Raw genomic sequence first — 13047 nt, forward strand, 5'->3', positions numbered from 1 at the left:
GCGTCATCCTTCCCCGACAATGGCTTTTGCGAGGCTGTTCGAGCCAATAACGACCAGCGCCAAGATGATGGGAGCCACGAACAGGTTCCCGAAGTTCTTCATGATAAAGTCCATCGGATCGCTGCCGGCCTTCACGGCACTGGTCACCCACCCGTTGATCAGTGCCTGGTAGAGCTTGATCCCCGCTATGAGCATGACGCCCTGTAGGGTGATCGTCGCATAGCGTTTGAGATAGCCAATGCCGATCTGCTTGGTGTCCTCATGGGCCAGGAAAGCAAGAGGAAGACTGCTGAAAGCGGTCATCAGATCAAGCTGGATGAAACGCCAGAAGATCATCACCGTAGGCAGCACGCCAACGACGTTGGCGATGAGCCAGGGGAACAGCACGATCATCAGCATGGCAGCCTGAGCGCCCCAGTTGGCAGAGTCGATGGAGTCCTTCATCGCATTGCCCAGATTGGCGGTGGCAGTCGTGCCAGAGCCAATCTGGATGTTGCTGCCACTCTTTGCCAGTGAGACGCCGATATTGTCAATGCCTTGCAGCAGCGCCCCACTGATCTTGAGCACCGCCAGCACCAGGCACGCCTTGATCATGACCGCTGCGACCAGGCGCACGCTCAGCATCTTGTCACCGTCCGCACGGGTGGTGGCCTGTTGCAGCATGAGCATGAGCATGACGCTCAATACCAGGGCGGTAATGGGCTTGACGGCCACGTTCTGGAATGTGGTCATCGCGTTGTACATCGTGGCGTTGTAGTCCGATGGCAGCTTGAGCAGATTCTTCGTATCAGCATTGCCACTGCTGATCGCGTTGAGCATGGCTACAATCCACTGATCCATAGCGGCCTCACACCTGGATGTTCAGGAACAGCTGTGCTGCGGCGATGATGAGGCCGCCGCCCACGACCTGCCAGATGCCCGACTGAATCTGTGGCCCCTGATGGTCGCGGAGCGCAAGCCCCATGACGATGGCTCCCCAAACGAGCCACAGTCCGCCGCCAACGGTGACGAATGTTTTTATCAGGGAGAGAATTGTCTGAATGGTCATTGTTTTGCCTTTCTCCGGTCATTAATAATTATATAACATCATTTTATGTATTTATAGTTTTATACTAGAATCGTGTCCATGAGATCTAATGACCCGGCCGATGCACTGCACGCAGTCCTGAATATGCGCCGCTACCTGCTGCTGAGACGCATAGCAGGGGATCCGTCCGGAAGCTGCAAGATCTCACAGCTTCAGGCCAGCCTCCCCGAACAGTCACCGACAGGCATCTACCGAGACTGCCTCGCGCTCGAACGCGCAGGGCTACTGCGCCCCACGGGAGGAATACCACGCCGCGCGCACGTCGAATCGTCATGGGAGCTTGCAACCGACGTGCAGGAGCTACTGACGGCACTGGCAGAGTCCTTCCCGAAGCGTTCATGACCGCTTCTCCTTGTACACGAAGGCAGACGGATCTATCTTCTTGGAAAGGAACGGCCGCACGCCGCGCAGCGTATACACGCACTCGTCCGATCTGATCAGCGCCAGCTCGTCCGTGGTCAGCAGCTCTCGCTTCACCTTGTGCCACGACTTCGTGCTGCTGCCGCTCATCCCATAGCTCTGACTATCCTCGCGCACGTCGATGGTGCCCGATCCGAGCCGCTTGCTCAGCCACTCGTTCGTGGTGTTGTCATTCGACCCGAGGTAGAGGATGGAATCGCAGTTGCCCACGATGGTGTCCCACTGCTCCTTATAGAGGGCCTTGCCCTGACTGTATGACTGCAAGACGATGCACGCGCTGATCCACCGACTGCGGAACGTGGAGATGCGCTGCTCGAAGTCGGGAATCTTGCCGATGTTGGCGAACTCGTCCAACAGGCATTGAATGGGCACCTGCACATGCCCTTCGGGACTGTGGTCGGCAATGTAGATGTTCTCCTCGAACAGGCACTGGTAGAAGATCGAGGCGAGGAAGCTGAACGTGCGATCCGTGTCCGACAGTTCCAGGAACAGTACCGTTTTCTCCTTGCCTATGCGTCCCAGGTCAATGTCATCGTCGGAGAGCATGGCGCGCACATGGCCGACCTGCATCGGGGCAAGCCGGTTGCCCAGGGAGATGATGATGCTTTTCTTCGTCTCGCCGGCACCCTGCGTGAACGGCGTGTACTCCTTGATGGCGAACTCAAGGCCCTGGATGATGCGGGTGGCCTCGTCGTCATAAAGCTCTGGATCCTTGATGAATGCGGCGACCGTGTGCTTCGCGGACTCAAACATCAGGTCAACGTCGAAACGCTTGTTTTCATCCTGCTCACTCGCGCCCATGCGGCCAACCAGGTCGATGACCATAGGCAGCGATGGATCGGTCTCGGAGAAGTAGACGAACGCGATCAGGGCATTCAGGAGGGCACGTTCGGAACTGACCCAGAACGAGTCGGACGATTCCTTGCTGCTGCTGCCCGACGTGTTGTTGATCAGGTTCTCAGTCAATCGCAGGATGGACACTTCGGGATCGTTTCTGCTGAAATACTTCATCGGGTTGAAATGATTGGATTGGGCGAAGTCGATAAGGTTCAGCGTGCGCACCTGGTAGCCGCGTGACGCCAGCTCCATGCCGTAGTCGCGCATGATCTCGCCCTTGGGATCGGTGACCGCATAGCTTGTCAGGGCACGCCGCAGGTTCGGCATGATGAAGAAGCGCGTTTTTCCCGTGCCGGAACCGCCGATAATGAAGGCATTGATATTGCGCTGCGTCTTGTGCGTGTCAATGCTCAGCCCCTCGGTCTGGGTGAATTGAATGTTGTTGAACGCCTTGCGATCCATGAAGGGGCGTATGTCTCTGGCAGTGCCCCATGTAGCTGACCCATGTTCCTCGCCGTTGCGCTCTCTGCGCCACCCCGCGTTATACAGCGCAACCAGGCCGAGCGCGATCAGGCTGACGGCACCGGCCATGAGATCAGCACGGTTCGTGGAAAAGTGCGACGGACGGGAGAGAATGTCGGTAAAGAGACGGTTCATCGCCGTGTCGAGACTCATGCCCTGGGCGCGGTCTGTGCGCACCTGGTAGCTGATCTTGTCAACCATCCAGAACAGGATGACGGCGAAGACGATGCCGATAACGGCAAGATCGCGTCTGTTGCGTGTACGATTCATGATTTACCTTTTCACTGTGTCCATGCGAGCATTGCGCTCAACGTCATGGGTGAGCACACTGCTATCCGACGAGCCGCTTGCAGCCTGCTGCTCATGACTGTGCTGCTCCTGTATGAGGCGCTGTGTGGTCTGATGCAGGAGGTTTCTCACATCCATCGCAGTGCGGCGCCGCGAGGAATCCTCACGCTGCCCGTCACCGCCCTGTGCCGTCCGGTCGGACTGCATCTTGTGTTCGGGGAGGCTGGCCTGAAGCTGCGGCAAGGCCGGCGCCGGCCGGCGCACCTTCACGGGCGGCTGAGGATCGTTGACCGGCATGGTGATGGCCGTGATCCCCTCACCGAACCATGTGATGACCCGTTCTGCCGTGGTGCCGGTCATGGCCTGAAAGAGCTGCAACGACGGCGATCCGGCGTGAGCGGCACCGACCAGAACGCGAGCAGTGGGTTTCATGCTTCACTCTCCTGCCAGGTTTCACTAGTTTCACCAGTCATGGCCTCAATGTTGACCACGGCCGTGATTTGGCCCGAGTTTTCTTTCTTCTCGCGCACAAGTCCACGGATCCAGAGCAGATCACCACGGGTATATTGCTTGGCCTGGCAATATCTGGAAACAGTGCCGCGCGCACTACAGGGAACACTCACCAGACGATTGCCGCCAATATCGCAGGTCACTAAAAGATACGTAACTTCATTGCCGTCGCTGAAACTCAGATGCTTCGGTTCCTTCAACAGCGTGCCTGTAATCCACACTCGTGCCCCGGCAGGCAGCACATCTTCTTCTTCCTCGCTCATGGCCGTTCACCTGGCTCTCGTCTTGGTCGCCGTTTTCACCGGTGCCGCGTTGCGTGCCCGGTTGATGCGCTCCTGGGTGTCCTGTTTCAGTTCCCTGCGCACGTCGGCGGCAGTCTTCTTGCGTGGCATGGCCTTGGACGATGAGCGGGTCTTTGCCTGGACGGGCTGCTGCGCGGTCTCGCCATGCTCCTTGCCTACAGCGGGCATCTTCTGGGTGGAGGCCTGCGCCACCTGCTCGATGCCGAGCTGCTGATAGTTGCCGACACGGCTTGTGTCGAAGTTGGGTACGTTCTGCGCGTAGGAGTCGATGAACTGCTTGACGGCCGGCGTGCATGATTGCGGGAACGTGAAAACCTGCTGGCCTTCCCCGCCAGGCTTCACCGTGAAGGGGATGGAGAGCTTGGTGAGATTGTCGCTGATAATCTTCGCATCCCGATCCCATTGCACGGTCTTGAACGGCATCGAGAACTTGGGGGCGTCGGCCGCAACGGTTTCCGGCACGAGATCCGAGGCTTTCGTGACCGCCACATCCTGTGCGGTCTCATTGATGCCCTGAGCTTGCTCAGGCACCGTCACCGGGTCGATGCTAGCCTTGCCGCTCACGGTCGCCAACGCACGTTCGAGCGAGTGTTTGACCATATCGGCGTCAGTGCCTTTGAACACGATGTAGTACTTGCCGGTATCGGGGTTCTTCTCGATCCCGTAATGCAGCCCATATTGATGCAGTTGATTGCGCACCGAGCGCATGTCCTCACGGGAGAGCTCTTCGGTGAAATGAAGGTCGCCGCCAGCCTTCTTCGTGAGTTTCACTACTGATTCACGCCCTTGCCGCAGCGTGTCCTTCGTGGTTTTCCCTATCTTGGAGACTGTCGTTGATGTGGCCGCCGCAAGTATGTTCGCCGCCTTCTCGCTGACGCGCAGGATAAGGGTTGCTCCCTGCATGGCCGCGCTGAGCACGCTTTGTGCGATCTGTTCTTCCATGACCATGATGGCCTTCGCTTTCGTTCAAAAGAATGGTTGAAATATTGAAGGATGCCCCGCCCGCAGGGGAAAGCAGACGGGGCATCATATGGCCGGCGGATGTTCAGCCGGCCGCTGATGGTGACGGTTGGGGAAACCGTCAGTGCCCTGCATGAGGGCCGGTGCGGTGGTTGATCGCATCGAGGTGTTCAAGCTGTCTGTCTCCTATCGCGGCAGCCCTGCACAGCGATAGCACCATAAGTAGGCCGAATGACACTGCGAGAATAGCCACGATCCACAGCATGATGGCTCCTTTCGAGACTGGATGAATGTTGGTTTGGGGGATGCCCCGTCCTAAGAAGAGAGAAGAGGACGGGGCAGGCATGATTACTCCTTGCTGTCCGTATCCTTGCCGGAAGCGTCGGAGAGGGCGAGGGAACGGCGGTAGAGGAACAGTCCCGCACCGCCACCTGCTAGCAGAACCACGGCGGCAGCCAGCCAGAAGATGTCGGCACCGGTCTTCGCCAGGGCGTTCTTGGCGGGCGCGGGCTTGTTGTACCCGTTCCAGTCGTCGTGCGCGCTGATCGCAGTGTCGTAGCACACCTTGGATGGATCCACGGTCGGGTTCTTGCCGTCGAATGGGTCGGTGTCGATGGCCGGACAGTCGATGATCGGCTGCGCGGTGACCTTCGCACGATCCGTGTGGTGGTCGTTGCTCTTGGTGCCCTTCAACGTGCCGGTGACGTCCACGGACGCTCCGGGCTTCAACACGAGCGTGTTCCAGTTGGCCGGATACTTGAAGTCCACGACCGTGCCGGAACCGGCGATGGTCTGGTCTTTCAAGTCGATCTTTGAGAGACTGGCCTTGCCGGTGTTGGTGATGTGGAACACGATCTGTGTGTCACCCGTCACGTCCAGGGCGTCCTTGGGATCGTTGCGATCCCCGGCCTTCATGCCGCTCTTCGCATCGTATTTCTCGATGCTGATGGAAGGCGTCTGATCAGGAGTATGGGTGACCACCACGTTCGACGGCCTGTCCTGGCCGTTGAGCGTTTCAACAAACTGGTTCTTCACGTCGCCGGTCTTGATACGTTCCATCTGCACGTAGGCACGCCAACCCTGCTCCGTGGTGTCGTTGGATGAGGCGATGGCGAGGTATCGAGCCGTGGCGGTCACCGTGAGTACACCGTCCTTATCGGATGCGGTGAACAGGTCTCCACCGAATTTCGTGGAGTCCACGCCACTGCCGGCGATCCGGTCACCCTTCGCGGCCAAAGTCACGGCCTTGCCGTCCTGGTATTCGACCACATCCTTGGTGGCGTACACCGCCCACTGGCCGGTGTACCGGTCGTGCGACTGGTCGTACCCGTCCGTGATCTTCCAGTCGGTGATCTCCTTGTATGCACGATTCGTGTGCAAAGTCGAGGAATCCAGCTGGTAGAGGAACAGGTGGTTCAGGTAGATGCTCTGACCGTCGGCCGAAGCGCCGCCCACGTTGACCGTGACATCCTTGGAGGGGTTGATCTCTTTCAACGGGTTGCTTACGGTGTTGGTGAGCTTCTGCTCGTTGTTGGTGACCTGGATCGCGGTGTTCTTCACCGTGTAACCGTCCTTGACGGCCTTCACCGTCATGGGCAGCACGATCTGGTAGGTCTGTCCAAGCACCTTCTGGTCGATGGCGGGCGAGGTGAGCGGATCCAGCTTCTCGGTCGAATACGCTTTCAGGTCGGACGGCTGCGGGTCGCCCTTCACGGTCTCGCCCGTGGCGGGAATGGTCGTGTCCACCGTCTTGAAGAAGGCATATACGATGCCGTCCTTCTCCTGGATGTTGAACTTGCCGGTCACGTCACTGCCCTGGGCGTCAAGCACATGGATCCCTGTCGTGTCAAGCTTCAAGTACTGCTCGTCGTAGTCATCGACCATGCCCAGGCGCTGCACCACATACGCGGTGTTGTCCAGCTTCGAGGCATCGAGGTTGACCCGATAGTAGATCCTGTCGCCCAGCACGGCGGTCTTGCCGTCGATGTTGATCTTCGCATCCTTCTGAGTGTCCTGCTTGGAGGGATTGTCGTCGGGAGGCGTGTTCTCCACGATGTTCGACGGAGTGATGCTGTTGTTCAGCGTCAACTTCCACTGGTTGTCCACCTTCGTGTTCGCGGGAGCATCCTTGGAGACCGTGCCCTCGAACCGCACGATGATCCTCGGGTTCGAGCCGGCCTTCCAGTTGGCCTTCACCCAGGCGTCGGAGAACGCGATGCGAACCGTGTGCGCGGTGTCATCCCAGGTGTTGGTGTACTGGCTCTTGGGAATGATGTTGCCCGTATTCAGGTCGGGTGACCTCCAAGGTCTGCTTGTCCACGTTCAGATACTGGTCGTAACTGTCCGTCACACCCACGTTCGTCACCTGATAGGCCAGGTTCGCAGGCAGTTTCGGCGTGGTTTCAAGCTTGTATTCGACCTTCTGGCCGGGGAACACGGTCTTGCCGTCCACGCTGGACTGGTCGCCGCCCTGTGAGGACTCGGCAAGCACATCCTTCGTCACCGGGGGCACATACCCGCAGATCTCAGGCTCGTTCGTATCCTCAGACTGCGTGTTCACCGTCTCGGAACCCGCGTTCGTCAAACCCGCGCCATCGTTGACACCGGCGGGGTTCGTGCAGAAGGTCAGCTCGTCGCCGGCGTTCTTGCCGAAGTCGGAGCGCACCTGCTCGGCGCCCCCGCCATTGGCGAAATTGATGGTTCCTGGGATCAGCAGGGTGATCTGCTGAGCCTTGGCCAGGCCCTTCAACGAGGTGAGATAGCCGGCCTTCGCGGTTGCGGTGGCAGTCGTACCGTTCACGGTGATGGTGAACTGGTCGGTCACGTCCGTGCCCGTGTTGGCGATGTCCGCGACACTGGACTGCTTCTCACTGCTCGCATCGGCCTCGTACACGCGGATCTTGGACGCGTCGGCGGCATCGAAGATGTAGTCCGCCTTCGCCCAATCGTCGGTCAACGTGAGCTTGGTGGGGGCTTGGATCAGGTGTGCGGCAACGGTTCCGTTGACCACTGAGCCGACCTTGTCGCCGTCGAGGAAGGTCTCGGTGTCGGCACCGGTCTGGTTGCTTCTGGACGGGTCGATCACGGCCTGCCACTTGCCATCCACGTATTTGATCCAGGACTTGTCGGGGTTGGGACGCCAGGTCGGGAACGACTTGTCATCCGTGTTCACGCTCGGCTCCTGATTCCACTTGACCGAAGCCACATCATCGACCTTGGAGAAGTCAGGCTTGGCAACCGTCACATCGAAGCTGAAGGTGAAGGTGTGATCCGACGGCATCTCACCCTTGGAAGCGGCGCGCACGGCAGTGACCGTGTTCGCGTTTCTGTCCCAGTTGATCGTGAACTGACCGGATACATCCTTATTACCGTCCGACGTGTCCACGAGCTTGTAGTTGCTGATGCCATAGCTCACGCCGTTCGGGGTGATCGTATCCTTGATGGTCATCTCATAGCCACCACGACCGGTACCGGTCGTGATCGTCGTACGATTCACCATCCGGTCGGCGGAAGTACCCTCTTCGATGCTCTTACCAGGCTTCACGGGAGGCACGGCGGCAACCGAGAACGATTCAGACGCCTCAGGATCCGTGGTATCCACGGCAGCCTGCATCTTGCCCTGCTTGGCTACCTGCACGTCAAACCAGTACGTGCCTTCCTGCCAATGCGACATGCCAAAGTCAGACGGCGTGAAATCAGGAGAATTCTTCGAACCGTTATTACTGACCGTGACACTCTTCGTCACACTCTTAGCGGCCACATACCCGTTCTTCTGACCGTCATAATGCATGATCACCTTCGCCGACAGGTTCTCACTTAATGAGGAACCATTATTGGACGTGGTAATCACATCATGCACCGCAGCGGTGGAACCCACCTTCATCGACGCCGGCGAAGCCTGCTTCGTGGAAACCGACAGATTATAAGCCACCGGAGGCTCGTCGCTGGACAATACAATCACGATGATGCCAGGAGACTTTGCAGCCTCACGAGCAACCAAACCGTTAATAGTGGTCACACCGTCAGAAAATGGAGTGGTGGTCTGATAATCAACACCCTCATACGAGTAGCTTTTCCCCTGCGTAGTTGCATTCCAGGCGGCAGCCCACTGATCCGAGTTGAACCCGCCAGTACTACCCGTGTACTGGCCATCAGTAGAAACCGCGCCGACACTGACCAGGCGGCAGCCCGCATTCGTATCACCATCATGCTTGGCAGCATAACGGGACTGGCATTCACCCACAGCACTATTCAACGCCGTGGTAGCAGCAGCATCAGCAGGATGCGTGGCATCGTTATACGAAGTCAAACCCATACTCGCCAAAGCAACACCCACGTTAGCCAACGTGGGAGCACCAAAACTATCACGATACGCAAAACTGATCTGACCATCACCGCCAGCACCCGTGCCGCCACCACCAGATCCGCCACCACCATCAGCGAAAGCCAGTGGCGAAACAAGCGTGGAAAGCGCCGCAATCACAGCAGCAACTACGGTCGCACCCTTCTTCCAATTCCTCATGTTGTTCCCTTATCATTAAGGGGCAGCCCCTTATGGGTTGCCGTATCAGGCTCCCTACTATCGCGCTCATCCGGCAAGATAGAACCGCGATAGCGGGGGGCACATTTTTAATTGATTATTCAGTTATAAGAATTCTTTCTTATCCAATTGGGCATATGCTCTTACCATCTACACAGCCCTGAATGGGCTTAGAGGGTGTCAGGTCGAAACCGGATCCCGAGCCGCTAGAATTGCCTCCTGAGCTGGAATGCGACGAGGATGAGCCACTTGAATGGCTTGATGTCCCGGCAGATGTGCCATTACCGGTTGTAGATCCGGTAGTTTGGCGTGGCGTAGTGGATCCTGACGAGCCAGAACCAGAAGAACGCTGATACGAGTTCGAGGACGAGGAACCCGAAGATCCCGACGCAGACTGAGACTGAGCAGCTGACGCGGCCGCAGCCTGTGCGGCGGCCTTATCAGCGGCGGCCTTATCAGATGCGGCCTTCGCGGCCACGCTATCATTGACCGCCTTCACCGGAGCGGCCAGCGTCGATTGCACATCCTGATAGCGTTTCGGATCCTTCACACTCGTATCGGCAAGCACCTTGTTGGCCGCGTCCAACACCTTCTGCAACGCTTCACGGGTCTTGTTGTCAGCAACCTTGCCATGGGAGGAATCAAGCGTGCCCTGAGCAGCCTTCACCGCCTTCAGCAAGGAAGCCTTGGCATCGGTCAGGGTCTTCGCGTCACGCGACACCACCACCGCACGAGCAGCCCTAACAACAGCGGTCTTCGCCGTCTTGCGATCATTTAAGGACTTGTGCAGGATAGCCGTGGTCTGCCGGATTATTGCAGCGTTTCCCATGGTGCAGGAGGCTTTCTTTGGTGATTTCTGAGTAAAAGCAGTGAGCTTCGCATGGAGAGTATCGACTGTCTTGGTATCAGCAACCTGACTTGCTGTAATGACCGTGGCTGACTGCACATCACTATCAGTATCTAGGTGCTTGGCCCTACTCTCGAACGTGGAATACTGCTCTTTTGCAATCCTGCATTCGCCTTGTGCCACTGCCACCTGATGCCTGTTCCAGAGATGCAGACTCGCCAGCAGAATCAGCAGAACTACAACTACTATTGCCGTGACTGCCACAGTTAGACGCCGCCGCTTTGATAATGATGACCAGACCGAAGTCAGATCCCTTTTACCACTCATGATTTCTCTCTTCTATCACCATTACTTTTGTTTACGTTTAGCCTCATCAGGATGCGCATACATAAACCCTGGATCCAGACCCAGAAGATCAGACAGCAGTTCGAAATCATTTAAAGACAACGTCCCAGTCTTAAGTCTTCTTCTCAGCGTTTCATAACTGGTGCCAATATGAGCTGATGCAACTGTCATTGGAGAAGTTCCAGGAACCTCATTTTTTAACATTTCGTAAAGAGCTGAAGTTACCTTCTTCGTGTGTTCTTGCATCATGCTCACAATAGTATCACAAATATCAAATAAACCGATGCATATGTATCTATTTATTTATAAATAGGTAATTTATGTATCTTATTGATCACTATTAAAATAATTGATGACTGAATTATAGATACTCTAGTAATGTGTTTATACCTACTATTAGATACTTTTGTTTATGGTTATAAAAGTAGTGATTTTTTGTCAATTGTGAATCCGTAGACTTCTTTTATGATTAAAAGTTCGTGGAGCGACATTGACAGGACAGCAATAGATTTTGTCAAGTCATGGGCCAACGAAACCGAGCCAAGAACGAGCCGAACAAAAGTGGCAGCAGCACTTGGCTTTACTTACCAAGCTATCAAGAAAAAATTCAACTACGAAAATGCACCACTCACTCTGGGCGAATTCGAGAAGATGTGCAACTACTTCAATAAAAATTCAGCAGCCGAATGGATGAAAATATTACAAGCCGTCGCAATAAAAAACGGGAAAATCAACGAGGCAAAACTCATAGACGACATGCTCAATGACCACACAGTGAAAAACGCCATAGTAAATCTAGCGATCACATATCTACATCCCTCATCAGCATTGGATGAAATACCCGATCCTGCCACGGCCGCAGAATTAAAACAGGCACAACGAACCATTAAGAAAAACAAGAAAAAGGGTATATAAGTATACGAATCTATACCGAATCAGTAATCATGATATATAGTTACGTAATGAGAATAAAAATATGCCTCCGTGAATTTACGGTTCCGGAGGCCAAGCAATCACTAATATGGAGTGATTAACTATGGACAATGATACTACAAGCAGCGATGTGAACGGCAACAACAGAGATGCCGTTCACGAAGAGCATACAGGCCAGGAATGGCAGCAGCTCAACAGCCAGCAACGTCTGTATTTACTCTCCGACTTTTGCAAGTTCAGCCTCCCCTACACTGACCCAGGCAATGTCGAGTCTTGGAAGCGTATCAACGGCAACACCCTTTATACGGTGAACCCAAACCTATATGTAAAAGACAAAAAACAGTATGCTCTATGGCCTTACGGCAAAATAGCCCGACTTCTTCTCATATGGATCTCCACACAAGTTATGCTCCACAAAGCAGACAACCTCATGCTGACACTCCCCCAAAGCCTGAACCAGCTCATGAAGGAAATAGGAATATACCGGCACGACGGCAAACCAAATGGTAGAGAATACAATCGATATCGTGTTGCGTTACAGGCCATTTGTGGCATGAGAACACAAGTTACTACTTATGAGGGAGATGACGAAAACGGAATGATGGCAGGCAAGAACCTCATCATTGCGGATACTTACAACCTCGGATGGGGTTTCAAGACTATGGGAGAACTCTCAACCATCAGCCTTAACAAAAGTACCTATGAACATATGCAGCACAGTACTCCGCTTGACGCCGCCGCAGTGTTTCTGCTTACCAACACCAACCCGCTCGTCAAGGGACGCAGTAGAGGCCAAGATCTAGATCTTTACACGTGGCTCAATGCTCGTAATTACTCGCTGATCCACTCCCCCAGTCGTCAAACATCACCCATCACCTGGCAACAACTCGCCAACCAATTCGGCAACACCTACGGCAGACTTGATAACTTCATTAGGAGATTCAAGAGTTCATTGAACAACGTGCGAATGGTATGGCCGGATCTCAACGTCGAGATCATCGACGGCCAGGGAATCATCCTTCACAGGTCAAAACGAAGCGTCACAGCCAAACGAAAACCCACAGGAAACTGAAACGAACGACCCGCGAAAGCGGGCTTTTTCATACCCAATTCTTCGGGCTTGTTGTAGGGTCATTCTTCGGGCTTGTTGTAGGGTGTAAGGAAAATTACTTCGGGCTTGTTGTAGGGTGACTTCGGGCTTGTTGTAGGGTGGTATACCACCAATTGCTTACTGGCAGTATGGCTGAGATGGTGTCCCATATAGTTTTTCATATAGTCTTTTTCATATAGATAACACATATAGAGCAAACATAATGATGTCCGCAAAGGGTTTTCTGATGTTTGAATGAGGGACTGCCGCCCCTCTCCCTCGCCGAGCTGATTCAGCTCGACCTAGCTCCTGGCACTGGCGCACGAATCAACAACGGAATTGATTCGATTGGCTTTGAAGATCATT

Annotated in this window: 14 protein-coding genes; 3 read left to right on the plus strand and 11 right to left on the minus strand. The window is 55.2% G+C overall.

From position 1 onward, the window contains the following. Positions 1-3: 3 nt before the first annotated feature. Both QN062_RS09875 and QN062_RS09880 read right to left on the minus strand, forming a co-directional pair. Entirely contained in the window at positions 4-840 is an 837-nt protein-coding gene (locus QN062_RS09875) for a hypothetical protein (protein ID WP_094692135.1), read from the minus strand. Between the two features lie 7 nt (positions 841-847). After that, positions 848-1048: a hypothetical protein gene (locus tag QN062_RS09880; protein ID WP_094692136.1), complete on the minus strand. Its 201-nt coding sequence runs from the start codon at positions 1046-1048 to the stop codon at positions 848-850. A 78-nt stretch (positions 1049-1126) separates the two neighbouring features. On the opposite strand from QN062_RS09880, the gene QN062_RS09885 reads away from it, so the two are divergent. Then, a complete protein-coding gene (locus tag QN062_RS09885; RefSeq protein ID WP_094692137.1) occupies positions 1127-1429 on the plus strand; it encodes a hypothetical protein in 303 nt (100 codons plus the stop codon). Here QN062_RS09885 and QN062_RS09890 read toward each other — a convergent pair. The 9 genes from QN062_RS09890 to QN062_RS09930 form a co-directional block, all read right to left on the minus strand. Next, the gene (locus tag QN062_RS09890; RefSeq protein WP_094692138.1) at positions 1424-3136 is read right to left on the minus strand and encodes a VirD4-like conjugal transfer protein, CD1115 family; all 1713 of its coding nucleotides are present in this window, start codon (positions 3134-3136) and stop codon (positions 1424-1426) included. The genes QN062_RS09885 and QN062_RS09890 overlap by 6 nt on opposite strands. A gap of 3 nt (positions 3137-3139) precedes the next feature. Next, complete coding sequence (locus QN062_RS09895) at positions 3140-3586, minus strand: hypothetical protein (protein ID WP_094692139.1); 447 nt, start codon at positions 3584-3586, stop codon at positions 3140-3142. Further along, positions 3583-3927 (minus strand): hypothetical protein, encoded by a 345-nt coding sequence (locus QN062_RS09900; RefSeq protein ID WP_094692140.1) that lies wholly within the window; start codon positions 3925-3927, stop codon positions 3583-3585. The genes QN062_RS09895 and QN062_RS09900 overlap by 4 nt, the downstream gene beginning before the upstream one ends. A 6-nt stretch (positions 3928-3933) precedes the next feature. Further along, complete coding sequence (locus tag QN062_RS09905) at positions 3934-4914, minus strand: DUF3801 domain-containing protein (protein ID WP_094692141.1); 981 nt, start codon at positions 4912-4914, stop codon at positions 3934-3936. A gap of 133 nt (positions 4915-5047) precedes the next feature. After that, positions 5048-5191 carry a hypothetical protein gene (locus QN062_RS09910; RefSeq protein WP_369342625.1) on the minus strand — a complete coding sequence of 48 codons (144 nt, stop codon included), beginning with the start codon at positions 5189-5191 and terminating at the stop codon, positions 5048-5050. 83 nt (positions 5192-5274) lie between these two features. Beyond that, complete coding sequence (locus QN062_RS09915) at positions 5275-7080, minus strand: LPXTG cell wall anchor domain-containing protein (protein ID WP_369342626.1); 1806 nt, start codon at positions 7078-7080, stop codon at positions 5275-5277. Between the two features lie 82 nt (positions 7081-7162). Beyond that, the gene (locus tag QN062_RS09920) at positions 7163-9448 is read right to left on the minus strand and encodes a hypothetical protein (protein ID WP_369342627.1); all 2286 of its coding nucleotides are present in this window, start codon (positions 9446-9448) and stop codon (positions 7163-7165) included. 139 nt (positions 9449-9587) lie between these two features. After that, positions 9588-10640 carry a hypothetical protein gene (locus QN062_RS09925; protein WP_369342614.1) on the minus strand — a complete coding sequence of 351 codons (1053 nt, stop codon included), beginning with the start codon at positions 10638-10640 and terminating at the stop codon, positions 9588-9590. A 21-nt stretch (positions 10641-10661) separates the two neighbouring features. After that, positions 10662-10907 carry a hypothetical protein gene (locus tag QN062_RS09930; RefSeq protein WP_143242018.1) on the minus strand — a complete coding sequence of 82 codons (246 nt, stop codon included), beginning with the start codon at positions 10905-10907 and terminating at the stop codon, positions 10662-10664. Positions 10908-11123: 216 nt separating this feature from the next. Here QN062_RS09930 and QN062_RS09935 point away from each other — a divergent pair, with 216 nt between their 5' ends. Together QN062_RS09935 and QN062_RS09940 are read left to right on the plus strand one after the other, a co-directional pair. Beyond that, positions 11124-11573, plus strand: a complete 450-nt coding sequence (locus QN062_RS09935; RefSeq protein WP_094695333.1) for a hypothetical protein — start codon at positions 11124-11126, stop codon at positions 11571-11573. A 121-nt stretch (positions 11574-11694) separates the two neighbouring features. Further along, positions 11695-12663 (plus strand): replication protein RepA, encoded by a 969-nt coding sequence (locus tag QN062_RS09940; protein WP_369342615.1) that lies wholly within the window; start codon positions 11695-11697, stop codon positions 12661-12663. Positions 12664-13047: the final 384 nt, after the last annotated feature.

The sequence above is a fragment of the Bifidobacterium sp. WK012_4_13 genome (assembly GCF_041080835.1).
GTDB lineage: Bacteria > Actinomycetota > Actinomycetes > Actinomycetales > Bifidobacteriaceae > Bombiscardovia > Bombiscardovia fermentum.